The sequence below is a fragment of the Actinomadura spongiicola genome, from assembly GCF_003432485.1.
Classification (GTDB): Bacteria; Actinomycetota; Actinomycetes; order Streptosporangiales; family Streptosporangiaceae; genus Spirillospora; species Spirillospora spongiicola.
This window is the reverse complement of sequence record NZ_QVNQ01000007.1, coordinates 146,607-169,420: the sequence shown is the minus strand read 5'-3', so window position 1 is coordinate 169,420 and position 22,814 is coordinate 146,607. Positions and strand designations below refer to the sequence as shown.

19 protein-coding genes are annotated in these 22,814 nt (G+C 71.5%); 9 read left to right on the top strand and 10 right to left on the bottom strand.

Annotated features, from left to right (window positions below):
• Positions 1-17: 17 nt before the first annotated feature.
• Genes hemG through hemA form a run of 4 tightly spaced genes read right to left on the bottom strand, consistent with a single transcriptional unit; the run spans position 18 to position 4,792 of the window.
• A complete protein-coding gene (gene hemG / locus D0T12_RS22770; protein ID WP_158581597.1) occupies positions 18-1,445 on the bottom strand; it encodes a protoporphyrinogen oxidase in 1,428 nt (475 codons plus the stop codon).
• Positions 1,442-2,452 (bottom strand): porphobilinogen synthase, encoded by a 1,011-nt coding sequence (gene hemB, locus D0T12_RS22765; RefSeq protein WP_117401719.1) that lies wholly within the window; start codon positions 2,450-2,452, stop codon positions 1,442-1,444. Before hemB ends, hemG begins: the two co-directional genes overlap by 4 nt.
• 34 nt (positions 2,453-2,486) lie before the next feature.
• Positions 2,487-3,521, bottom strand: a complete 1,035-nt coding sequence (hemC, locus tag D0T12_RS22760; protein WP_117401718.1) for a hydroxymethylbilane synthase — start codon at positions 3,519-3,521, stop codon at positions 2,487-2,489.
• The gene (gene hemA, locus D0T12_RS22755) at positions 3,518-4,792 is read right to left on the bottom strand and encodes a glutamyl-tRNA reductase (RefSeq protein ID WP_147339599.1); all 1,275 of its coding nucleotides are present in this window, start codon (positions 4,790-4,792) and stop codon (positions 3,518-3,520) included. The genes hemC and hemA overlap by 4 nt, the downstream gene beginning before the upstream one ends.
• 241 nt (positions 4,793-5,033) lie before the next feature.
• Here hemA and hemE point away from each other — a divergent pair, with 241 nt between their 5' ends.
• The 6 genes from hemE (at position 5,034) to D0T12_RS22730 (ending at position 10,030) form a co-directional block, all read left to right on the top strand.
• Positions 5,034-6,104 (top strand): uroporphyrinogen decarboxylase, encoded by a 1,071-nt coding sequence (hemE, locus tag D0T12_RS22750; protein ID WP_199487634.1) that lies wholly within the window; start codon positions 5,034-5,036, stop codon positions 6,102-6,104.
• Positions 6,101-7,045, top strand: a complete 945-nt coding sequence (hemF, locus tag D0T12_RS22745; protein WP_117401715.1) for an oxygen-dependent coproporphyrinogen oxidase — start codon at positions 6,101-6,103, stop codon at positions 7,043-7,045. The genes hemE and hemF overlap by 4 nt, the downstream gene beginning before the upstream one ends.
• A 127-nt stretch (positions 7,046-7,172) precedes the next feature.
• Positions 7,173-7,445 carry a hypothetical protein gene (locus D0T12_RS35490; protein ID WP_158581596.1) on the top strand — a complete coding sequence of 91 codons (273 nt, stop codon included), beginning with the start codon at positions 7,173-7,175 and terminating at the stop codon, positions 7,443-7,445.
• Positions 7,424-9,010, top strand: coding sequence for an MMPL family transporter (locus D0T12_RS22740; RefSeq protein WP_158581595.1), 1,587 nt, complete (start codon positions 7,424-7,426; stop codon positions 9,008-9,010). Before D0T12_RS35490 ends, D0T12_RS22740 begins: the two co-directional genes overlap by 22 nt.
• Complete coding sequence (locus tag D0T12_RS22735) at positions 9,007-9,345, top strand: PadR family transcriptional regulator (RefSeq protein ID WP_117401713.1); 339 nt, start codon at positions 9,007-9,009, stop codon at positions 9,343-9,345. The genes D0T12_RS22740 and D0T12_RS22735 overlap by 4 nt, the downstream gene beginning before the upstream one ends.
• Positions 9,320-10,030, top strand: a complete 711-nt coding sequence (locus tag D0T12_RS22730; protein ID WP_117401712.1) for a permease prefix domain 1-containing protein — start codon at positions 9,320-9,322, stop codon at positions 10,028-10,030. The genes D0T12_RS22735 and D0T12_RS22730 overlap by 26 nt, the downstream gene beginning before the upstream one ends.
• Positions 10,031-10,107: 77 nt before the next feature.
• On the opposite strand, the gene D0T12_RS22725 is transcribed toward D0T12_RS22730, so the two are convergent.
• From D0T12_RS22725 to D0T12_RS22700, 6 genes are all read right to left on the bottom strand, one after another.
• Entirely contained in the window at positions 10,108-10,578 is a 471-nt protein-coding gene (locus D0T12_RS22725; RefSeq protein ID WP_117401711.1) for a cupin domain-containing protein, read from the bottom strand.
• A gap of 150 nt (positions 10,579-10,728) precedes the next feature.
• Positions 10,729-11,730 (bottom strand): aldo/keto reductase, encoded by a 1,002-nt coding sequence (locus tag D0T12_RS22720; RefSeq protein ID WP_233526232.1) that lies wholly within the window; start codon positions 11,728-11,730, stop codon positions 10,729-10,731.
• A 2-nt stretch (positions 11,731-11,732) separates the two neighbouring features.
• Positions 11,733-13,484, bottom strand: coding sequence for a CocE/NonD family hydrolase (locus tag D0T12_RS22715; protein WP_117401710.1), 1,752 nt, complete (start codon positions 13,482-13,484; stop codon positions 11,733-11,735).
• Positions 13,477-16,056 (bottom strand): N,N-dimethylformamidase beta subunit family domain-containing protein, encoded by a 2,580-nt coding sequence (locus D0T12_RS22710; RefSeq protein WP_117401709.1) that lies wholly within the window; start codon positions 16,054-16,056, stop codon positions 13,477-13,479. Before D0T12_RS22710 ends, D0T12_RS22715 begins: the two co-directional genes overlap by 8 nt.
• A 58-nt stretch (positions 16,057-16,114) precedes the next feature.
• A complete protein-coding gene (locus D0T12_RS22705) occupies positions 16,115-17,092 on the bottom strand; it encodes a helix-turn-helix domain-containing protein (RefSeq protein ID WP_117401708.1) in 978 nt (325 codons plus the stop codon).
• Positions 17,093-17,109: 17 nt separating this feature from the next.
• Positions 17,110-19,044, bottom strand: a complete 1,935-nt coding sequence (locus D0T12_RS22700; RefSeq protein ID WP_117401707.1) for a dipeptide ABC transporter ATP-binding protein — start codon at positions 19,042-19,044, stop codon at positions 17,110-17,112.
• A 256-nt stretch (positions 19,045-19,300) separates the two neighbouring features.
• Between D0T12_RS22700 and D0T12_RS22695 the strand changes: the two genes are divergently transcribed.
• The 3 genes from D0T12_RS22695 to D0T12_RS22685 are packed head-to-tail and all read left to right on the top strand — an operon-like array spanning position 19,301 to position 22,806.
• The gene (locus tag D0T12_RS22695; protein WP_158581594.1) at positions 19,301-20,944 is read left to right on the top strand and encodes an ABC transporter substrate-binding protein; all 1,644 of its coding nucleotides are present in this window, start codon (positions 19,301-19,303) and stop codon (positions 20,942-20,944) included.
• 6 nt (positions 20,945-20,950) lie between these two features.
• A complete protein-coding gene (locus tag D0T12_RS22690; RefSeq protein WP_117401706.1) occupies positions 20,951-21,895 on the top strand; it encodes an ABC transporter permease in 945 nt (314 codons plus the stop codon).
• Positions 21,892-22,806, top strand: a complete 915-nt coding sequence (locus D0T12_RS22685; protein WP_117401705.1) for an ABC transporter permease — start codon at positions 21,892-21,894, stop codon at positions 22,804-22,806. The genes D0T12_RS22690 and D0T12_RS22685 overlap by 4 nt, the downstream gene beginning before the upstream one ends.
• Positions 22,807-22,814 lie beyond the last annotated feature (8 nt).

The following is a 22,814-nucleotide window of genomic DNA, read 5'->3' as shown; positions in this document are numbered from 1 at the left end:
TCCCGGGACACGGTTCGTCAGCCGGTCAGCTCTCCGGCCACGTCCGCTGCGACACGGCGCGCGTCGCGGACACAGTCGTTGATACCCACGCCGTGGTAGGTGTTCCCGGCCACGTGCAGCCCCCCGCTCCCGGCGACGTCGCGCAGCACGTCCGCGATCCGGTCGCGGTGCCCGAGCGGGTACTCGGGGATGGCCCGGCGCCACAGGTGGTCGAAGGCGAACACCGGCTCGCCGTGGACGCCGAAGATGTGGACCAGGTCCTGGTGCACCATGCGGACGGCCTCGTCCGACGACAGCGAGGAGAACGCCGGGTCCTGCACTCCGCCGGCGAGCGTGCGGATCAGGACCATGTCCTCGGGCGCCTGCTCGGGGAAGATCGTGGAGGTGTGGATGGTGGCGAGGATGCGGGTCCGGTCGGTGGGGATCGTCAGGAAGCCGATGCCCCCGGGTTCGCGCCGGACGTCGTCGCGCCGGTAGGCCAGCGCGACGACGCGCACGTCCGGATGCGGGACGGACGCCAGCGCGGACGCCGCGTCCGGCAGGTGCGGTTCGAGGAACTCTGCGGCCGTGTACGAGGGCAGCGCCAGGATGACGTGGTCGGCTTCCAGGGCGGCGCCGTCCTCCAGGACGATTCGCCAGCGGCGACCGTCCGCCGCCGTCCGGCGCTCCAGCCGCTCCGCCCGGGTGCCGAGGCGGATCTGCCCGGCGAGCGCCTTCTCCAGCGCGTCGATCAGCCGTTGCATGCCGTGGCCGCGGAAGGTGTGGAGCCGCATGCCGAACTCGCCGAACTTGGGCAGACGCGGAACGTAGAACCGTCCGGTCTGCGTCCCGCGCAGCTGGACGCGCAGCGCGCCGAGCAGGATGCTGCCGTACCGCTCCTCCAGGTAGCGGACGTAGGCGAACTTGGCGTCGATGCTGAGCCGCCGCGCGTCGCCGCCGGTGACGCCGAGGACCGCGGGGACGGCGAGCGTCCGGGCCAGCTCCCACCCGAAGCGCCGCGCGGTGAACTCGTACACCGGCTCCTCGCGCAGGTCCCGCCGGACCAACGGTTCGAGGGCCACCCGCAGCTTGCCGCGCGCCGACAGCAGCGGGCTGCGCAGGAACTCGCGCGGTGTCGTCGGCAGCGTGAGGAGCTCCTCGTCGTTGCGGAGCAGCAGCAGTTTCTGCGCCTCGTCGGTGGCGAGCAGCAGTTCGTCCCCGAGATCCAGTTCGTCGGCGAGGTCGCCGACGCCGCCGGGGCCGTAGACGACGAAGCCGTGCGGGCCGGTGTCGACCGTGAAGCCCTGCTGGTGGCGTGAGCCGACGATGCCGCCGACCCGTTCCGCGCGTTCCAGCACGACGACGGAACGTCCCGGCGCCTGCTTGGTGATCTGGTACGCGGCGGTGAGACCGGTGATCCCGCCGCCGATGACGACGACGTCGTGCGATCCGTTCGGAGCGGTCACGGCAGCCTCCTCGCGACCTCGGTGGCCCAGTAGGTCAGGACGATCGAGGCGCCCGCCCGGCGGATGCACGTGAGCGTCTCGGTGACGGCGCGGTCCCGCTCGATCCAGCCGTTGGCGGCGGCGGCCTCGATCATGGCGTACTCGCCGGACACCTGATAAGCGGCGACGGGGACCTCGACGGTCTCGGCGGCGCGCCGGACGACGTCCAGGTACGCCATGGCGGGTTTGACCATGACGATGTCGGCGCCCTCGGCGACGTCGAGGCGGATCTCCCGCAGCGCCTCCGCGGTGTTCGCCGGGTCCATCTGGTAGGTCTTGCGGTCCCCGGTGAGGGAGGAGTCGACGGCCTCGCGGAACGGCCCGTAGAACGCGGAGGCGTATTTGGCGGCGTAGGCGAGGATCGACACGTCCGTGTGACCGGCCGCGTCGAGGGCCGCGCGGATGGCGGCGACCTGGCCGTCCATCATGCCGCTCGGGCCGACCATGTGCGCGCCCGCCTCGGCGAGGGCGACGGCCATCCGCGCGTAGTGGTCGAGCGTCGCGTCGTTGTCGACGTGCCCGTCGTCGGTGAGGACGCCGCAGTGCCCGTGGTCGGTGAACTCGTCCAGGCACAGGTCGGCCATCACGATCGTCGCGTCCCCGACCTCGGCGACGAGGTCGGCCACGGCGACGTTCAGGATCCCGTCGGGGTCGGTGGCCGCCCGGCCGATCGGGTCCTTGGTCGCGGGGACGGCGAACAGCATCAGCCCGCCCACACCCGCCTCGACGGCCTCGCGGGCGGCCTTGCGCAGCGAGTCGCGCGTGTGTTGCAGGACCCCGGGCATCGAGCCGACCGGGACGGGCGCGCTCACGCCCTCCTTGACGAACAGCGGCAGGACGAGGTCGGCCGCCGACAGCCGGGTCTCGGCGACGAGGCGGCGCAGCGGAGCGGTCCGGCGCAGCCGCCTCGGCCTGATGCGGGGACGGATCACGGACTCGGGCGGGGTCGGGGACGGTGGGCTGGTCATGTGTCGGTCCTCCAGCGCTGTCGGCGTCGGCCGGTCATCTCTGGCCGAGCGGTTGCGAGACGTGCACGGGTCGGCGGCGGGGGTCGCCGTGGGGGTCGGCGGCCGCCTGGGCGGGAAGGGCGAGCAGGTCCGCGCCGCCGTCCGCAAGGAGCGTCCGGGCGAGGCCCCTGCCCATCTCGACGGGGTCGGCGGCGGAACCGGAGACGGCGCGGCGCACGACGGCCGAACCGTCGGGGGCGGCGATCAGGCCCTCCAGGCGCAGCGTCCCGGCGCCGGTGTGCTCGGCGAGGGCGGCGACCGGGGAGGTGCAGCCCGCCGCCAGTTCGGTGAGGAAGGCGCGTTCGGCGGCGACGGCCCGGTGCGAACGCGGGTCGTCGACGGTGCCGAGCAGCGCGACGGTGTCCGTGTCGTCCGCCCGGCACTCGACGGCGAGGGCACCCTGGCTGGGCGCGGGCAGCAGCACGTCGGGCGGCAGCGGCGCGGCGACGTCGCCCAGGCGGCCGAGGCGCGACAGCCCGGCCATGGCGAGGACCACCGCGTCGAGTTCGCCGTCCATGGTCTTGCGCAGCCGGCTGTCGACGTTCCCCCGCATCGGCACGATGTCCAGGTGGGGGGCGTAGGCGCGGAGTTGCGCGGCCCGGCGCGGCGAGCCGGTGCCGATCCTGGCGCCCGCCCGCAGTTCGGGCAGGGAGCCGGGCAGCCCGGCCGGGCCCGCGAGCGCGTCGCGGGGGTCCTCCCGCTCCGGGACGGCCGCCACGCGCAGGTCGGGCTCCGGCGCCGTCGGAAGGTCCTTGTAGGAGTGGACGACGAAGTCGACCTCGCGCGCCAGCAGCGCGCGGCGCAGCGCCGTGACGAACACGCCCGTCGACCCGATCCGCTCGATCGGGGCGGTCGTCTCGTCGCCCTCCGTGGACAGGGTCACCAGCCGGACGGGACGTCCGGTCGCGGTGGTGACGCGGTCGGCCACCCAGCCGGCCTGCGCCACCGCGAGCTTGCTGCGGCGCGTGCCGAGCAGCAGCGGGCGGCGGTCACCGAACGCGGTGTGGTTGGCGGTGTCGTTGCTGGTCATGCGTTCGCCTCACTGAGGTCCAGGTCGAAGAGTCGGAACAGCGCCTCCAGGTAGAGGCGCCCCTCGGGCGTGGTGGACAGCTGTTTCGCCCGGACGATCGGGGTGTGCAGGAGTTTGCCGACGATCCGGTCGACGGCGGCGACGGTCTCGGCGCGCTCCCGGTCCGCCATGTCGGGCAGCCGGTGCGCGAGCCGGGCCAGCTCCTGGTCCACGACCTCGCGGGCCCGGCCGCGCAGGGCGACGATCAGGGGCTTGACCGTCGCCTCCAGGCGGCGGGCGAGGAAGACCGCCGCCTGCTCGGTCACGATCTCCTCGGTCCGCGCGACGTCGCCCGCGGCCCCGTGGCCGGTGAGCAGGCGGCCGAGTTCCTCGATGTCGATGAGCCGCACGCCTTCGACGTCGGCGCAGAGGGGGTCGATGTCGCGCGGCATCGCCAGGTCCAGGGCGACCATCGGCCGGTTGCCCGCCGCCTTCCGCGCGACCCGGAGCCGGTCGGCGTCCAGTACGTGCCCCTGCGCCCCGGTCGAGGTGACGACGAGGTCGCATCGTTCCAGCACCGGGTCCCACGCGTCGGACGTCGTGGCCGTCCCGCCGACCTCCTCGGCGAGACGTACGGCGTTGGCGTGCGTGCGGCTGGTGATGTGCACGTCCCCGGCGCCCCGGTCGCGCAGCAGCCGGGCCGCGAGCGCGCCCATCGTCCCGGTCCCGACGACGAGCGCGGTGCGTCCCGCCAGGCCGCCGTGCTCCCCGGCCGCGACGTCGAAGGCGGCGTGGACGAGCGACACCCCGGCCCGTCCCACCCGGGTCTCGGTGCGCGCCTGCTTGCTCACCCGCAGCGCGCTCTCGGTCAGTGCCGTCAGGACGGGGCCCGCCGTCGACGCGGCCCGCGCCCTCCGCAGCGCCGCCCGCACCTGCGCGACGATCTGCTCCTCCCCCACCGCCATGGACTCCAGCCCGCAGACGACCCGGAACAGGTGCGTGACGGCCTCGGTCTCGCGGCGGATCGACGCCGACTCCCAGACCGCGTGGGCGGGCACGCCCGCCAACCCGGCGAAGGCGTCGACGACATGGCAGGTGGCCTCGCTGTGCCGGTCCGTCGCGACGTACGCCTCCAGCCGGTGGCAGGTCGTCAGGAGCACGACCTCCCCGATCCCCGGATGATCGGAGATCCGCCGCAGCGCCTCGGGGAGGCGGGCCCGCGGGATCACCAGCCGTTCGAGCAACGCGATGGGAGCGGTCCTGTGATCGATCCCGATGTGGTGAATGCGCATCACGAGTTTGATCAGCCTCACATTTCTAGGGCCGCCGCCCTGTTCGCTGGAGCGGCGAAATACCGGGCGGGGCCAGGCGAACGTAAGCCGGCGCGTTCGGCGCCGTCCAGGTAACCGCCGTAGTCGTTCGCGGTCCCCGTACTAAGGGCGGCTAAGTGCGGTAATGCGATGCACCGTATGGATTCCGGATCGGCGCGCTTGTTAGCGTCGCGACGATCCGACGGAATTCCTGGAGGGCCGGGTGACTACCACCGAACAGGCGACGAGCGTCTTTCTGGACGCGGCCCGCGGCGCGTCGACGCCGCGGGCGCCGATCTGGCTCATGCGGCAGGCCGGGCGCTACCTGCCGGAGTACCGGGCGCTGAAGGAGCGCCACTCGTTCTGGGAGATGTGCCGCACCCCCGAGATCGCCGCGGAGGTGACCGTCCAGCCGCTGCGCCGGTTCCCCCTCGACGCCGCGATCATCTTCAGCGACATCATGACGCCGCTGCCGCCGATGGGCGTGCCGGTCGACTTCGCGCCTGGGCCGGTGATCCGGGCGCCGGTCCGGACGGCCGAGGACGTCGCGCGGCTGGCCGTCCCGCCGGGGGACGAACTGGCCCCCTTCGTCGGGGAGGCGATCCGGCTGGTCCGCGAGCAGAGCCCGGTCCCGGTGATCGGGTTCGCGGGAGCCCCGTTGACCGTCGCCGGATACGCGGTGCAGGGCGCCGGTTCCGCCGACTACGCCGAGTTCCGGTCGTGGCTGCGCCGGGAACCGCTCGCCGCGCACGCCCTGCTGGACAAGCTCGCCGCCGTCACGGCCGCGTACCTGCGGGAACAGATCGCCGCCGGGGCCGGGGCGGTGCAGCTGTTCGACAGTTGGGCGGGCATCCACGACCGCCGGGTCTACGCGACGTTCGGGATGCCGTACGCGCGGCGCGTCCTCGACGAGCTCGCCGACACCGGCGTCCCCCGCATCTACCTGGCCGTCGGCGCCTCGCACCTGTACCCGCAGATCGCGCGGCTGCCCGCCGAGGTCATCAGCGTCGACTGGCGGCAGCCCCTGGACGTGAGCCGCGCCGCGCTTCCGGGCAAGGCGTTGCAGGGCAATCTCGACCCGACCGTGATGCTCACCGACCGGGAGACCGTCCTCGCCGCCGGACGCCAGGTCCTGCGCGACGGGCTCGGCGGCGCCCACATCTTCAACCTCGGCCACGGCGTCCTGCCGGGCACGCCACCCGACAACGTCGCCCGCCTCGTGGATCTCGTTCACGAGTTCCCCCGCGCCACCGAGTCCGCCGGGGACGAGGACGGAGAGGACGGGGAACGATGAGCCAGGCCGGACCCGCGCACGCGGAGACGATCGCGGACGTGCTGCGCGAGCACCAGAACCGTCTGGTCGCCGCCTTCGAGGAGCAGGACGGCGTGGGACGCTTCCTGAGCTCGGAATGGACGCGCCCGAACCTGGGCGGCGGGCGGGCCAGGAATTTGGAGCAGGGGCGCGTGTTCGAACGCGCGGGTGTGAACGTGTCCCTGGTCGCGGGTTCGAACGTGCCGTCCGCGGTCAGCCGGTCGCGGCCCCGGCTGGCCGACAAGCCGTTTCGGGCGACGGGGATCTCGATGGTCCTGCATCCGCTGAATCCGTACGCGCCTTCGTTCCACGCCAACTTCCGCTATTTCGAGATCGACGGCGCGGAATGGTGGTTCGGCGGCGGAATGGATCTCACTCCGATGTACGGCTTCGAGGAGGACGCCGTCCATTTCCACCGTTCGCTCAAGGATTGGTGCGCACGGCACGAGTTCGCCCGGTATCCGGAATGGAAGGCCGCGTGCGACGAGTACTTCTACATCAAGCACCGGGCGGAGATGCGCGGCATCGGCGGCATCTTCTTCGACCGGATCACCGAGGGGACGCCGGACGGCCCGCTCAGGTACCTCCCCTTCGTCGAGGACGGCCTGCGGACCATTCTCGACGCCTACCTTCCGATCGTCCGGCGCCGTTCGGTCATGACGTACGGCGAGCGCGAACGGTCGTGGCAGTTGGCCCGGCGGGGCCGGTACGCGGAGTTCAACCTCGTCTACGACCGCGGCACGCTGTTCGGCCTCCAGACCAAGGCGAACATCGAGGCGGTGCTGATGTCGATGCCGCCGCTGGCGCGCTGGGGCTTCGACATCAGGCCGCTTCCGGGCAGCCCGGAGAGCGATGTCGCGCGGTTCCTGCAACCGCACGACTGGGCGGGGCGGGACGCGGCGTCCCTGATGCAGACCGGCTGATCGGTCGGGTCGTTCGAGCAAGGTTTCCATGCACTCGTTCCGCAACGTGTAGACACGCCATATATGCGTCCTCTATACATACACCCTTTACCCGTAGTAGTACTACAGCTCGTAGTACCAAACTGTGGTGGAGGTGTGGACGATGCTCGAACGGCTCGGACGCTGGTGTCACCGGCGGCGCAGGACCGTGGTCGTGTCCTGGATCCTGCTCGCGTTCACGCTGGTGAGCGTCGGAGGCATGGTCAAGCCCGACTTCGACTCCGAGTTCGCGCTCCAGGACGCCGACTCCCAGCGCGCGTACGAGGTGCTCACCGAGCACTTCCCCGACCGGTCCACCGGCATGGGAGAGATCGTCTTCCATGCCCCGTCATCCTGCTGGTGGCCTTCGGCTCCCTGCTGATCGTCGGCATGCCGATCCTCACCGCGCTGGTCGGCCTGTTCGGCTCCCTCGGGCTGGTCATGCTGCTGACCAAGGTCATGGAGGTGCCCGACTTCACGATGTCGGTGGCCATCATGATCGTCCTCGGCGTGGGGGTGGACTACGCGCTGTTCCTCGTCACCCGCTACCGGACCGCCCTGCGGGCGGGGCGAGGCCCCGAGGACGCCGCGGGCGAGGCCACGGCCACCGCGGGCCGCGCCGTGCTGTTCGCCGGCGTCACGGTGATCATCTCGCTGACGGGCATGCTGTTCATGGGCGTCGGCTTCGTGCACGGCCTGGCCCTCGGCTGCGCGCTGGGCGTGCTGATCACCATGGTCGTCGCGGTCACCCTCGTCCCCGCCCTGCTCGGCCTGTTCGGGGAACGGCGCCTGCGCCGGTGGGCCGACCGCCGGAGCGGCGCTGGCACGGGCTGGGTGCGCTGGAACGGGTTCGTCCAGCGCCGCGCGGCCCCGCTCATCGTGCTCGGCGTCGTCGTCACCGGCGCGGTGGCCCTGCCCGCCCTCGGCATGCGGCTCGGCAGCAACGACGCCGGCAACCTTCCGGCGTCCGACACGACCCGGCGGGCGCACGACCTCAAGACGGAGGCATTCGGCGTCGGCTCCACCGCGACCCTCACGCTGGCCGCCGAACTCGACGGAGCGGACCGGCGCGCCCTCGACACGGTCATGCGGCGCGTGTCGGCGGCGGACGGCGTCGCCCACGCGGCCCGGCCCTTGACGAGCGCCGACGGCGAGGCCGCGATGATCACGGTGACGCCGCGCACCGACGCGCAGGACCCCGCCACCACCGAACTCGTGCGCGAGCTGCGCGAGGAGATCCTGCCCGAGGCGACCGCGGGCACCGGGACGCGGTTCCATGTCGGCGGGGTGACCGCCACCTTCGAGGACCTCGCCGACCGGATGGCCTCCCGGCTCGCGATCTTCGTGGCCGCCGTCCTCGGCCTGTCCCTCGTCCTGCTGGTACTGGTGTTCCGGTCGGTCGTCGTGCCCCTCCTGGCTGTCGCGCTCACCGTGCTGTCCCTCGGCGCGGCGTACGGGGTCCTCGTCGCGGTGTTCCAGTGGGGCTGGGCCATGAGCCTGTTCGGCGTCGGACGGACCGGGCCGCTGGAGAGCTACACGCCGATGACCCTGATGGCGCTCCTGTTCGGTCTGAGCATGGACTACCAGATGTTCCTGCTCTCCCGGATCAAGGAGGCGGCCGAGACGGCGCGGGACGCCCGCGACGCGATCGCCGAGGGGCTGCGCGCGTCCGGCCGGGTGATCCTCGCCGCCGCGCTCATCATGGCCGCCGTCTTCGGGAGCTTCACGCTGTCGCCCGACCGCATCATGAAGCAGTTCGGTCTCGGGCTGGCCGTCGCCGTCCTGGTCCAGGCGGTCCTGGTGCTGGCCGTGGCGCCGGCCGTGCTCGGCGCCCTCGGCTCCCGCGCGTGGTGGCTGCCCCGCGCCCTGCGCCGGCTGCCGGACCTGCACGTCAAGGGCGCGACGAAGCCAGCCGCGGAGGAGGCGCCGGTAGACTCGCTCGCGTGAAGCCGCATGCGGTGCGCGGACATCTCGACGCCATGATCCTGGCCGTGATCGAGCACGAGCCCCGGCACGGCTACGCGATCATGGAGGCGCTGCACCGGCGCAGCGGCGGGGTGGTGGACGTCCCCGCGGGCACGATCTACCCGGCGTTGCGGCGGCTGGAGCGCGTCGGCCACGTCCGGAGCGCGTGGAGCAACGTGTCCGGACGCGACCGCCGCACCTACACGCTCACGCCCGAAGGCCGCGGGGCGTTGGCGAAGGAACGCGAGTCGTGGCGCTCCCTCGCGGGCGCCATGGAGGGCATCCTCGGCAATGAACTCCGTACCCGGACGACCTGAGCCGCGCCGCGCGGCCCCCGGGGACGGTGCTCCGTCGATCGACGGCTACCTCCTGAGGCTGCGCGACCGGCTCACCGGGCCGGGCCGCGTCAGGGACGAGCTGCTGAGCGAGGCCCGCGACGGTCTCGTGGACGTCGCCGAGGCGTACAGGCTCACCGGCTGTCCCGACGCGGAGGCGGAGCGCCGGGCCGTCGCCGACTTCGGCGACCTGGACGTCGTCTCCGCGGAGTTCCAGGAGGAACTCGACGTCGTCCAGGGGCGCAGGACCGCGTTGCACGCCTCGGCCGGTCTTCCGCTGCTGCTCGTCGTGTGGCAGCTCGCGCACTGGACGACGCCCTGGCCCGCGATCGAACCCGCGTGGGCCGACGTGATCAGGGCGCTCGGCTACGGCGCGGACGCCGTCAACCTCGTCGCGATCGGCGTGGTGTGGTACGTCCGGCTGATCGCCGACCATCGCCCGCGCCCGTTCCGGCGGCCGTCGCGCGGCCGGAGGCTGCTGGGCGCGTTCGTGCTGGCCGCGCTCGGCTGCTACACCGCGGCCATGACGCTGAGCGCCGCCGCCGCGACCTTCGTCTCCTGGGAGCTGCTGCTCGCCCCCGCCGTGGCGGCGGCGACCGTGGTGACCGTGACGCTCTGCCTCCTGCTCGCCGTCTCGGCCCGCCGATGCCTCATCCGATCCCGGTGACCGGGTGGAGTCCCGGCCGCCGCCCTCCCCGCGAAAATTCGGGGCGACGGCCGGGAGGCCCTTGGGTGTGAGCCGGGCTACGTGTGCGCCGGACGAGGCATGTTCTCGTCCGACGAGTACGTCGGGCTCAACGACAGCGAGATGAACGTGAAGGGCCTGTTGACGTAGTTGAACCCGAGCGGACAGTGCCTGATCCCGGCGGGGATGTACACCGCGCCGGTCGTGGTGACGGTGTGCCGCTCGCCCTCGATGTCGAGGTACAACTCTGCGCCCAGGTCGTGGACGTCGTCAGGGTCGTTGCCCATCCACATCAGCACCTCGTCGTAGGTGTGCTGATGGTCGTTCACCCAGTGGGTCTTGTCGGACGTGGGGTTGATCCAGCTGTAGGCCATGTGGACCTGGCTGGCCTCGACGTCGGCGCCGCGCATCAGGCCGAACGGGAGGCCGATGTTCGCCGGGCGCTCCCCGCCCGCGGCCGCGCCCTCGTTCACGAGGTCGTCGCCGCACTCGAGCATCTGCGTGATGAACAGGTGGTCGTACTTGCCCATGCCTCTCCTCGATCTACGGACCGAACGGGTGGCGCCTCGCCTACCCGACCGTTACTGACAAGTCTTCTGGGAGTGCGCTTTCGCGGTAAGGCACTGGTGGCAGCGGCCCTGTCACTCGTCCCGGCGCCGTGTCACTCGTTTCGAGCGCCGTCACTTGTCGAAGGCGCCGGGCGTGACTGGTCCGCTCCCCGCGCCCGTGGTCTCGACCGCCGCCGCGAGCTCGGCCAGGTCCTCGCCGGTGAGGCGCAGCGCCGCGGCCTCGGGCCAGCCGTCCGCCTGGGCGGGCGTGCGGGCGCCGACGATCGCGGCGGTGACACCGGGCCAGGCCAGCGTCCAGGCGATCGCGACCGCGTCGACGGACACGCCGTGCCGGGCCGCCACCGGGCGCAGGGCGTCCTGGAGGGCGAGGTTGCGGTCGAGCGCGGGCCGCTTGAAGGCGGCGGCGCGGGACCGCCAGTCGCCGTCCGGCAGCCGCTCGGCCCGTTCCCGGGTGAACGATCCGGACAGCAGCCCGGACGCCAGCGGGCTGTACACGATGACCCCGGCGCCGTGCTCCGCGCACCAGGGGACGACGTCCGCGGCGGCCTCCCGGCGCAGCAGCGACAGCGGAGGTTGCAGGGACGCGACCGGGCCGACGGCCGCGCAGCGGTCCAGGAGCGCGACGTCGAAGTTGGAGACGCCCGCGGCGCGGACCTTGCCGGCGTCGACGAGCTCCAGCATCGCGCCCCAGGAGTCCTCGATCGGCGGGCCGTCGGGGTCGGGGTCGTGGATCTGGTACAGGTCGATGTGGTCGAGGCCGAGACGTCGCAGCGAGTCGTCGCACTGCTGCTTGATCGACTCGGGGCGCAGGTCGTTGCTCTCCACGCCGTCGTCGTCCCAGACGAGCCCGCACTTGGTGAAGACCAGCGGACGGTCGGCGGCGGGCAGCTCCGCGAGCGCCCGCCCCACGACCTTCTCGGAGTGGCCGAAGCCGTAGACGGCGGCGGTGTCGACCCAGTTCACGCCGAGCGCGACGGCGTGGTGGATCGCGGCGACGGACTCGTCGTCGGACTGCGCGCCCCAGCCCATGAGCCCCGGTCCCCCGACGGCCCAACTGCCGAACCCGATGACGGTGATGTCCATGCCGGTCGTGCCGAACGGCCTGGTGCGCATGGTCAGGACTCCCTCTTGTACGGGGTCGCCGCGCCTTCCGGGACGACCGGCAGTTCGACGCGCGACAGGTAGGGGCCGTCGTGGTGGACGGTCTGCAACGCGCTCGCCACGCGGTCCGACCGGCCGGCCGGTTCACCGGTGTTGGGGTTGCGGTCGAAGTGCGGGAAGTTGCTGCTCGACACCTCCAGCCGGATGCGGTGCCCCGGCAGGAAGACGTTGCTGGTCGCGCCGAGGTCGATCCGGTACTCCACGACGTCGCCGGGCGTGACCGGGCTCGGTTCCCGGGTGCTGTAGCGGTAGGAGGCCCGGATGATGCCGTCGGTGAGGTTGCGCGCGTATCCGCACGGTTCGACGTCGACGAGTTTGGCGGTCCAGTCGGTGTCGGGCGCGGACGTGCTCGCGTGCAGGACGACGCTGACCGGTCCGGTGACCTCCAGCGGTTCGGTCAGCGGCTCCGAGGTGTAGACGAGCACGTCCTCGCGGGCCTCGATCGGCCGCTGGTCGAAGACCCCGGCGCGTGAGTGGACGGAGTTGCAGCACAGTGCGCCGCCGCGCGTCGGCACCGGGTTGCGCGGGTTGTAGAGATAGGTGTCCGGCGGTTGGCCGTCCGGCTTGTCGCGGCGCAGCGTCCCGTCGCCGTCGAGGGTGTTGGCACGGCCCCGGCTGTGCAGGTACCAGTCCTGGAACTCGGTGCCGGGCAGCGGCCAGGACTCGGCGACGCGCCATTCGGACGCGCCCATGGTGTACAGCAGGACGGGCGGTTCGCCGGCCATGCCGGTGTCGGCGTCCCGCAGCCACGTGTCGAACCAGCGCAGTTGCAGGCCGTCTGCGTCGATGGCGGGGCCGGTCGAGCGGCCGCCGAAGTTCCATTCGCCGACCGGGTTGCCGGAGAACAGTCCTTCGTGCGGCCACGGCCCGACCAGCAGCCGTTGCCGTGACCGGACCGGGTCCCGGCCGTGTTCGCGCAGGCCGGTGAAGTTGGCGAGCGTCCCGACGAGGAACGTGTCGTACCAGCCGCCCATGTTGAACGCGGCGACGTCGATGTCGGGGTGGGCGCGGGACACGTCGAGCCGTTCCCAGTACGCGTCGTACGCGGGGTGCTCCAGCCATTCCCGGTAATAGGGCGCGACACGGTCGAGGTACGGGTGGTCGTGGAGGGGCAACCGCAGCGCGCTGCCGGGCAGGTCGTCGAGGGCGTCGGTGATGCCGCCGCGAATCGACGCGAAGTTCGTGTCGCGGGCCGCGTTGTGCGCCGCGAGCGACAGCGTCCAACCCAGGCTGAAGCCGAGTTGGAACGCGCCGCCGCGATACACCCAGCCGTGGTGGTAGTCGGCCGCGGTCACGTTCGGAGCGATGGCCTTCAGCGCCGGATGCCCCGACATGGCGGCCTGCCACTGAGTGACACCGTCGTACGAGCCGCCGAACATCCCGACGCCGCCGTCGCACCACGATTGCCCGGCGACCCAGTCGATGGTGTCGTAACCGTCTTCGAGTTCATGGACGAACGGGGTGAACGTGCCCCCGGAGGCGCCGCGTCCCCGCGTGTCCTGGAAGAGGACGGCGTACCCGGCGGAGGCGGCGCGCATCGCGAACGTGCCGTACATGCCGAGGCCGGTGCGGTCGTAGGGCGTGCGGAACAGCAGGGCCGGGCAGCGCTGCCCGGCGGGCCGGTACACGTCGGCGCGCAGGACGGCGCCGTCGCGCATGGGCACCGGGACCATCCGGTCGACGGTGATGCTGTGGATTTCAGTCATGGGCGGCCAACCAATGCTCGATGACGTTTCGGGTGAGTCGGGAGACGCCGTTGTCGTAGCCGTTCACGGACAGCCCGCCGCTGTAGGCGATGGAACCGGCGGAGAAGACCGAGCCGCCTCCGCGGGTGCGGAAGTACACGATGTCCGACCGGACGCCGGGGTGTTCGGTGGCGCCCTGCCCGGGATTGGTGCCGCCCAGTTCCTCGACGGCGAACTGGTAGCCGTCGCCGATCCCCTCGGACGTGGCGATCACCAGCGCGTTCGGGGGGCTGCCGAGGGACGGCTCGTACCGGTCGATCTCGCCGCCGGCCGCGCCGCCGCCGTCCAGGCCGGTGTCGCCGAACACGTCGGGGACCCCGTCGACCAGCCGCTTGGCCGTCTCGTCGTCGAGGTCCGGGCCGAGGCGGTAGTGCCCGGACGGCACGCCGCCCTGGGCGCTGAAACCGACCCCGAACAGCTTCTGCGGGGCGCGGTTGCGGTTCACCCACAGGCCGCCGCGTTCGCCGGTGGTGGCGTGGTGGTACTCGCCCGGGCGGGCCTGCCAGCTCCGGGTGCCGCCCTCGCCGCGCCGCAGTTCCATGACGTGCGGGAGTTCCGGGTGGAACGACACGATCCAGTAGTAGCCGTTGCCGCCGAGGTAGCCGATGTTGCCGCCGCCGTCCGCGTACTGTTCGAGCGCCTCCAGCATCTGCTCGGACGCGTACTCCGGGTGCGCGCCGGTGAGCACGCCCCGGTAGCGGCGCAGCAGCTCGACCCCCTCGGCGTGCAGGTCGTGGTCGGTGATGACGTCGAAGGAGTAGCCCTGCTCGGTGAGCCAGTCGAGCACGTACAGGTCGTTGGCCAGGGTGAACGGCGACAGGTGGATGTCGAAGCCCGGCGCCAGCGTGAGGATCGGCCGCCGCCAGGACGCGTAGCAGACGCCGCTGCCGTCGGTGTGGCTGGCGTACATGGAGAGGCCGAGGTCGTAGCGGTGTTCGAGGAACGCCGTGCCCGGCGGGACGAGCGGCACGTACCCGAGGCCGCGTTCGTTCGAGTACGCCAGGTAGGTGGCGGTGGGCAGCAGCAACGCGAGGTCCCCGGTGGCCCGCCCCCGGGGTGGCCGGACGAAGAACGGCACGGAGCGTTCACAGGAGCCGTCGGCGGCCGTGACCTTCAGCGCGTACACGCCGCTGTGCAGGTCCTCGGGCACGGTCAGCTCGTGGGACGGCGCCCAGTCCGCGTCGGTGACGGCGTCGTCGTGGAAGTGGACGGCGCCGTAGCCGCGCGGGTCGACGGCGTAGTGCTCGATCCGTCCGGTGAAGTGCCGTCCGGTCACGCCGCGCACCGGCAGGTTGACGAGGCGTCCGTCCAGGCCGGGGTGGCCGAGGCACGGCACGGTGAGGGAGGCGGCGTTGCCGCCGCCCTCCGGCGGGCCGAACCACCAGCGCAGCGGGGCCTCGTGCTCGTCCACCGCGGTGACCAGCGCCTCCCGGGTGAGCGGGTACGGCCACAGGCCGGGGCTCTCGATCTTGCCGTTGTAGTGGCCTTCGCCGGGGGTGAGGGCGCCGAACAGCAGCTCGCCGCGCGTCGCCGGGGCCATCTCCAGGTCGATCCGGTGCCGCGCGACCCGCGGCCTGTCGTCCACGACGATCGGGCTCAACCGGCTGTTGACGCTGGTGACGAGCGGGCGGGCGACAAGGGTCACCTGCCGGGTCGCCGGGTCGTGGCTCGCGCCGACGCCCCACCACAGGTGCGGGTCGAGCGGGTCGTCGAGACGGGCCGCCTCCTCCGCGGTGCCGTCGCCGAGCCACAGCGCGAGGCGTCCCTCCTCGTCCAGGCCGAGGGCGTAGCCGCGCGGGCCGTCGCCCCAGCGGGCCACGATCGCCTGTCGCGCGCCGGTGACGATCGTGGGCTGGACGGCGGCGGCGATGGTGAAACCGGCGGCGCCCCCGGTGACGCCGCCGGGGTCCGTGACGACGATGTGCGCGCCGGGCCGGATGGCCTGCGCGCGTCCCCGGTGCCGTCCGCGCCATGCCCCGGGCACGGCGTCGACACGGACACCCGGACCTTCGGGGTCGTCGTCGACGTGCCGCAGCCGGACCAGCTCGGTGGTGTACTCCTCGACGCCCTCCGCGCTGACCATGAACGTGATGTCCTCGCCGGGGGCGACGCTGATCCGGTCGGGGTAGCCGAGCAGGACCTGTTCGGTCGGCGGCAGGTCGGGGCCGTCCACCGCGTCGGCGGGCGCCTCGCCCCAGCCGAACACCTCGTGCAGCTCGCGGCGCAGCCGCGCCTCGCGCGCCGCGTCCAGATCCGTGAAGCGGCGCCGGTCGGCGACCCGGAACGGCGCCCCGCGCCGCGCCGGAGGGTGCACCAGCCGGTATTCGGCGCCGGGGACCGCCTCGTACACGGTGGTCCGTTCGCTCGGCGGCCGCCGGTCCAGGAACCGCAGGATCCAGGACATCGGCTCGCGGTTGCCGGTATCGGGGTCCCGCACCCACGCGGTGACCAGGTCGTCGGTGATCAGTGAGCGGAGCCGTGCCGCGCGGCGCTCGGCGAACCGGGCCTCGACGGCCGGAACAGTCGATTCCATGTGGCAACGCTAAGCGGGCGCGTCGTGGGCCTGACAGCTACTGGGGTCGGTGACTGTGTCACGGAACCGAGGTGACACCTGCGCCGTTGACCGACACCGTTGACATGGGCGGCATGGCCGACATGGCCTGCGCGGACGCCAGGACCGCCCCGCCCGCGGTGGCCGCGGCCTGGCGCCGGAACTGCCCCGGGCTCGTGCCGACCTCGCGTTTGAAGAACCGGCCGAAGTAGGACGGGTTGTCGAACGACAGCCGCTTGGAGATCTGCGCGATGCTCAGATCGGTGTGGGCGAGCAGCCGTTTGGCCTCGACGGTCAGCGCCGCGCGGATGATCTCGGCGGGGGTCCTGCCGGTCGAGCGTTTCACCACGTCCGCGAGGTACTTCGGGGTGATGCCGATGCGCGCGGCGTACCCGCCGACGGTCTGCTCCTGCATGATCTCGTCGCTGACCAGGCGCAGGAACCTGCGGGCCAGCGCGGTGCGGCGGTCCTCGACGGTGCCGACCCCGGCCTCCTTGTGCGCCCGTCGCATCTCGACCAGCAGGATGTGCAGGTACGCCTGGAGCACCGACACGTCGGCGCCCGCGGCGCGCCGGTACTCGCGGTCCATCGAGGCGAACAGCCCCAGGGTCGGGTCGACCTGGTCGGGTTCGAGCCGCAGCGCGTGCCCGACCTCCAGCGGGTCGAGCGCGAGGAACCGGCGCGGAGACACCCGGTCGCCGTACTGGGCGGCCAGGAACTCCTCCAGGAAGACGATGATGAACCCTTCGAGCGGGGACCGCCGTTCCCAGAACTGCACCTGGCCGGGGGCGACGAAGTACAGCGTCACCGGGGCCACCTCGTAGGGCACGAAGTCGATGACATGGGTGCCGGATCCGCGTGTCACGCACACGAGCTCGTAGAACTCGTGCCGGTGCGGGAACGACGCGTACGACCACGGCGCCAGGTCGCCGAACGAGGCGATCGCGAAGCCGGGCGGCCCGGACGCGATCAGCGGGTCGTCGAACTTGTGCGTCGGCAGGGGCCTTCGCTCACGCATCCTCCGTCACCTCCGTGTCAGGACCGTGCGGCGTCCGGCGTGGCCCGGTCCCGTCGTGGCGCCAGGTCCGGACTCGCGGCCAGCAGCCGCTTCGTGTACTCGTGCCGGGGACGGGAGGCGATCTCCTCCGCGGTGCCGACCTCGATGAGGCGGCCGTCCTTCATCACCCCGACCCGGTCCGCGACCGACAGGACGAGGCTCAGGTTGTGGGAGATGAACAGGTAGGCGAGGTCGCGTTCGCGGCGCAACTCCAGGAGCAGGTTGATGACCTGACCCTGGACGGACACGTCGAGTGCGGAGGTCGGCTCGTCCGCCACGATGAGGCGCGGCTCGGGCGCGATGGCGCGGGCGATCGCGACCCGCTGGCACTGGCCGCCGGAGATCTGGGCGGGAATCCGGTCCTTGATCGACGAGGGCAGCCCGACCTCCTCCAGCAGTTCGGCCACCCGGCGGCGCAGCGGCTCACCGCGCAGGCCGGTCAGCTCGCGCAGCGGCTCGGCGATGATCCGTTCCACGGTGTGCCTGGGGTCGAGGGAGTTCTGCGGGTCCTGGAAGATCAGTTGCACGGTGCGGCGGAAGTCCCGGGTGCCGCCGTCCACGCCCTTCGGGTCGTGCCGCCATCCGGCGACGGTGATCTGACCGCCGGTCGGGTCGTCCAGGGCGGTGACGAGCTGGCCCAGTGTCGTCTTGCCGCTGCCCGACTCGCCGACCAGGCCGAAGAACTCGCCCGGCCGGATCTCCAGGCTCACCCCGTCGACGGCAGCCACCTCCTCGCGGCGGCGCAGCCCGAGCAGACCGCCGCGGCCGCCGCGGGTGGTGAACGTCTTGCGCACGTCCTCGACCACCAGGACGGGCCCGGCGGCCTCCGTCGGCGGGGCGTCCGTGGTCGAGGACTCCGTGACGGGGGCGTCCGTGACGGGGGCGTCCAACGCGATCACCGGGCCGTCGCCGGGGTTCCAGCAGGCGACCTCGCCGCCGTCCGGCTCGTCCAGCGGGCTCAGGACGGGTTCGGCGCTGACACAGCGGTCCACTGAGTGCGAGCAGCGCGGCGCGAACCGGCAGCCGGGCAGCGTCTCGGCGGGCCCCGGCACCGAGCCGGTGATCGACGGCAGGTTCTCGGTGCGGCGCACCCGCGCCTGCGGAACGCACTCCACCAGCGCGCGGGTGTAGCGGTGCCGCGGCGCGCCGAGCACCTGCCCGGCCGGGCCGATCTCGACGAGCCGGCCCGCGTACAGGACGGCGATCCGGTCGGCGATCTCCGCCGCGACGCCCATGTCGTGGGTGATGAACACGCAGGCCATCTGGTGCGCGCGCTGCACGTCGCGGAACAGCCGCAGGATCTCCTTCTGCGTGGTCGCGTCCAGCGCCGTCGTGGGCTCGTCGGCCAGCAGCAGGTCGGGCCCGGACATCAGGGCCATCGCGATCATCACCCGCTGCTGCATCCCGCCGGACAGCTGGTGCGGGTAGCGGTTCATGATCCCCGCCGGATCGGGGAATCCGACCTCGCCGAGCAGCTCCTGCGCGCGGGCCTCGGCCTTGTCGCGGAGTTCACGCCGGCGCGGGTCGCGGGCGGAGGTGCCCACCGGGCCGCCCGCGGGGCGGTACGCCTCGACGAGCTGCGCGCCGATCCGCTTCGCCGGGTTGAGGCTGTCCATCGCCTCCTGGAACACCATGCCGATACGCCGGCCCCGGATGGCGCGCATCTGCTCGGCGGTCAGCGCCGTCAGATCGACGTCCTCCAGCCGGACCGCACCGCTCGTCCGGGTCGGGGTGACGAATTCCAAGAGCCGGATCACCGACAGAGCGGTGACCGTCTTGCCGCTGCCGGACTCGCCGACGATGCACAGGGTTTCGCCGCGTTCCAGGCTCAGCGAAAGTTCGCGCACCAGCTCCACACTGCCGTCCCCCGTGTCCACTCCGACACAGAAATCATCGATCTCGAGCAACGACATGTGTGCCATCCCTCCCGCCCGACCGGCACCGCGCACCTTCCGGCGGGCGCGCGCCATGAGCAGCCAAAACTCCGAGTACGGGCAAGTCTGCGCCAACCCCTACCGCGCCGACAAGGGGCGAATCGGACGAGGATTTACTGGACAGGCGAAAGTTCTCATCAGTGACAGAATCACGGAAGCTGACGCCTACTGCGGGGGCGTGACCGCGATTACCTTTTACCGCCACGAGGCCGGACTTGGGGTGAGGAGCCCACCCATGATCAGAGACACCCCCCTCAACCAACAGCTCCCCTCACGACGGCACCGGAAGCGCCAACTTCCTCGCCGCATCCTGGCCGCCACGGCGGCCGTCCTGGTCGCAGCCGGACTGGCGTCGGCCTGCAACTCACAGGCGACGGGAACGAACGACGGTGCCGACGGGCCGCCGGTCAAGGGCGGCAACCTCACGGTGCGCATCGCCCAGGACCCCGGTTCGCTGGACGCGGTCAAGAACACCAACGCGGGCGTCAGCTACATCAGCCACGAGGTGTTCGAACAGCTCGTCACCATCGACAAGAACTACCAGCCGCAACCCGTGCTGGCCGAGTCGTACCAGAAAAGCGACGACGGGCTCGCGTTCACCTTCACCCTGCGTCAGGGCGTCACGTTCTCCGACGGGACGCCGCTGAAGGCCGCCGACGTGGTCGCCTCGCTGAAGTACTGGGTCGAGAACGGCAGCTACGCCGGATCGCTCAAGCCGGTCCTCAAGGACGTCACCGCGAAGGACGACGCGACCGTCGAGGTCAGCCTCAAACGGCCGTTCAACCTCATCGCGCTGATGGCGGCGAGCGCGGGGTCGGAGATCCACAAGGCCGCCGACATCGCCGCGTCCGGTCCGACGGGCATCCCCAACGACCGCATCGTCGGCACCGGCCCCTACAAGGTCAAGTCCTGGACGCGCGGGCAGCAGATCGTCCTCGAACGCAACACGAACTACAAGCCGCCGAAGGGCCCGTCCAGCGGGTACGCGGGCGCCAAGCGCGCCTTCCTCGACACGATCACCTACAAGATCGTCGCGGACGAGGACGCCGTGCTGAACGGCCTGAAGACCGGCCTGTGGGACGTCGCCGAGCCCTCGCACGACCAATACGACCAGATCAAGAGCGACGCCCAGCTCAAGATCAAGGTCGAGGCGGCCGCCAACGTCCAGTACGTGGCGCTCAACCACAACTCCGGGTCGATCTTCTCCAAGCCGCAGGCCCGGGACGCGATGAACATGCTCATCGACAAGAAGGCGATCATGGCCGCGCAGGGCGTGCCGGAGCTGACCCAGCCCAGCAACGGCGCCTTCGCCACGCTGACCAACAAGAACCTGTACTCCGACGCGGGCAAGGCCAAGTGGGAGCAGAACGACCCCGAGCAGGCCAAGCAGATGTTCGCCGCCGCCGGACTCCGTCCCGACCAGACCATCCGCATGATCACGACCGATGAGTTCCCGCAGTTCAAGGACGCGCTGCTCGTCATCCAGAACCAGCTGAAGAAGATCGGCATCAAGTCGAGCATCGAGAGCTACGACTTCGCCACGCTGATGGGCCGCAAGAACAACAAGCCCAACAGCTGGGACGTCCTCGCCCTGATGGACGACGGCAACCCGCCGGTCCCCTCGTACACCGACAACGTCAACGGCCTCGACAACTCCGGCTACCCGCGCGACAAGCTGGCGCCGCTGCTGGAGGCCTACGACCGGGCCAAGACACCGGAGGAGGCCAAGAAGGCGGTGGACGCCATCCAGGGGTTCACCAGCCAGAACCTGCCGACCATCACCCTCTACATGGCGAAGAACTATGTCGCGCACCGGCCGAACGTCGGTGGCTACGACGGCTGGGGCATGGAGTTCGCCGACGTGTGGATCAAGAAGTAGGCGGCCATGGTCCTCGTCATCCTGCGTCGACTGCGTGACCTGGTACTGGTGCTGTTCGTCGTCGGCACGACCCTGTTCTTCCTGCTGCGGTCGATCCCCGGCGACCCGGCCCAGGTGCTGCTCGGCACCAAGGCCTCGCCGGAACAACTCGACCGCCTGCGGGCGGACCTCGGGCTCACGGGACCGAAGTACGAGCAGTATCTGAACTGGCTGGGCAACGTCGTCACCGGTGACTTCGGCACATCGATCCACTACCAGCAACCGGTGCTCCAGGTGATCGGGGACCATATCGCGCCGACACTGACGCTGGCCGTGACGAGCACCGCGATCAGCTTCGTGCTGACCGTGCTGATCGTCAGCTGGGCCGCGGTGTCGCCGCACAACTGGGTCGCCCGGTTCGTGAACCGGGCGACCCAGTTCGGCCTCGCCCTGCCGGAGTTCTGGCTGGCGCTGCTGGTGGTGTACGTGTTCGCGCTGAACCTCGGCTGGTTCCCGACCAGCGGTTACACGCCGTTCTTCGCCGACCCGGTCGCGGCCGTCCCGCAACTCGTCCTCCCGGTGGCGGTGCTCGTCATCGGCCAGACGGCGTTCTTCACCATCACGATGGAGGAGGGCGTGCTCGGTGAGCTGAGCCAGCCGTACCTGCGCACCGCGCGGGCGAAGGGGGTCACCGAGCGGCGGATCGCCATCCGACACGTGCTGCCCAACGCGATGCTGCCGGTGCTGACCACGGTGGGGCTCAACTTCGCCTCGCTGATCGGCGGGGTGGTCGTCATCGAGAGCATCTTCGTCATCCCCGGGCTCGGCACGACGCTGCTCGGCGCCGTGTACGCCCGCGACTTCCCGCTCATCCAGGGGGTGGTCATGTTCATCGCGTTCCTGTTCGTCGCGGTCAACCTGCTGGTGGACCTCACCTATTCGCTGGTCAACCCGAAGGTGCGTGTCGCGTGACGGCGACCCTCGTCAAGAAGGCCGGGGCGCCGCCACGGCGGCGCCCCCTCGCGCCGGTCGCGTCCTTCGCCCGGCACAACAAGACGCTCGTCGTCGCCGGAACCCTGCTCGTGTCGATCACCGTCCTGGTCCTGGTACTGCCGCTGCTGCTGACCGACCCCAACGCCACGGATCCGGCGCGGCGGCTGCTGTCACCGTCCCTGGACCATCCCATGGGCACCGACAAGTTCGGCCGGGACCTGTTCGCGCGGTGGGCGACCGCGGGACGGGTGTCGATCGGCATGACCCTGCTGATCACGCTGTGCGCGGCGAGTCTCGGCACGTTCATCGGGCTGGTGGCGGGCTACTTCGTCCGCGTCGGCTCGGTGATCATGCGGATCGTGGACGCGTGGATGGCGTTCCCGTCCATCATCCTGGCGATCGTGTTCGCAGTCGTCATCGGACCGGGCATGCTCAGCGAGCTGCTCGCCGTGACGATCATCTTCACGCCGTACACGGCGCGCATCATCCGCAGCCGCACGCTGAGCCTGGCCACCCGCACGTACGTGAAGGCGGCGCGGGTGTCCGGGATGGGGCCCTGGAAGACGCTGGCGGTGCACGTCCTGCCGAACACGCTGCCGCTCGCCGTCGTCCAGTGCGTCCTGCTGTCGGCGGGAACGATGCTGATCGACGGGACGCTGAGCTTTCTCGGGCTCGGCATCTCACCGCCCACGGCCACCTGGGGGAACATGGTCGCGGACGGGCGCACCTATCTCCAGGAGCATCCGACGATGGTGCTGTTCCCCGGCCTGTCCATCGCGGTCTTCGTGTTCCTGCTGAACCTGGCGGGCGGCAGCCTGCGCGCGTTCGTCGACCCCCGGGCCCGGCTGCTTCTCACGCAGCAGCGGCGGCGCCGGAAGGTCAGGGCGTAACACCCGTC

Excerpts from the sequence above, each read along its gene's own strand:
- D0T12_RS22705 (WP_117401708.1), bottom strand. The coding sequence starts at position 17,092 with ATGCGTGAGCGAAGGCCCCTGCCGACGCACAAGTTCGACGACCCGCTG.
- hemF (WP_117401715.1), top strand. The coding sequence starts at position 6,101 with ATGAGCCAGGCCGGACCCGCGCACGCGGAGACGATCGCGGACGTGCTG.
- hemC (WP_117401718.1), bottom strand. The coding sequence starts at position 3,521 with ATGACCAGCAACGACACCGCCAACCACACCGCGTTCGGTGACCGCCGC.
- D0T12_RS22690 (WP_117401706.1), top strand. The coding sequence starts at position 20,951 with ATGGTCCTCGTCATCCTGCGTCGACTGCGTGACCTGGTACTGGTGCTG.
- D0T12_RS22710 (WP_117401709.1), bottom strand. The coding sequence starts at position 16,056 with ATGGAATCGACTGTTCCGGCCGTCGAGGCCCGGTTCGCCGAGCGCCGC.
- D0T12_RS22695 (WP_158581594.1), top strand. The coding sequence starts at position 19,301 with ATGATCAGAGACACCCCCCTCAACCAACAGCTCCCCTCACGACGGCAC.
- D0T12_RS22720 (WP_233526232.1), bottom strand. The coding sequence starts at position 11,730 with ATGCGCACCAGGCCGTTCGGCACGACCGGCATGGACATCACCGTCATC.
- D0T12_RS22700 (WP_117401707.1), bottom strand. The coding sequence starts at position 19,044 with ATGTCGTTGCTCGAGATCGATGATTTCTGTGTCGGAGTGGACACGGGG.
- hemA (WP_147339599.1), bottom strand. The coding sequence starts at position 4,792 with ATGCGCATTCACCACATCGGGATCGATCACAGGACCGCTCCCATCGCG.
- D0T12_RS22730 (WP_117401712.1), top strand. The coding sequence starts at position 9,320 with ATGAACTCCGTACCCGGACGACCTGAGCCGCGCCGCGCGGCCCCCGGG.
- hemB (WP_117401719.1), bottom strand. The coding sequence starts at position 2,452 with ATGACCAGCCCACCGTCCCCGACCCCGCCCGAGTCCGTGATCCGTCCC.
- D0T12_RS22715 (WP_117401710.1), bottom strand. The coding sequence starts at position 13,484 with ATGACTGAAATCCACAGCATCACCGTCGACCGGATGGTCCCGGTGCCC.
- D0T12_RS22725 (WP_117401711.1), bottom strand. The coding sequence starts at position 10,578 with ATGGGCAAGTACGACCACCTGTTCATCACGCAGATGCTCGAGTGCGGC.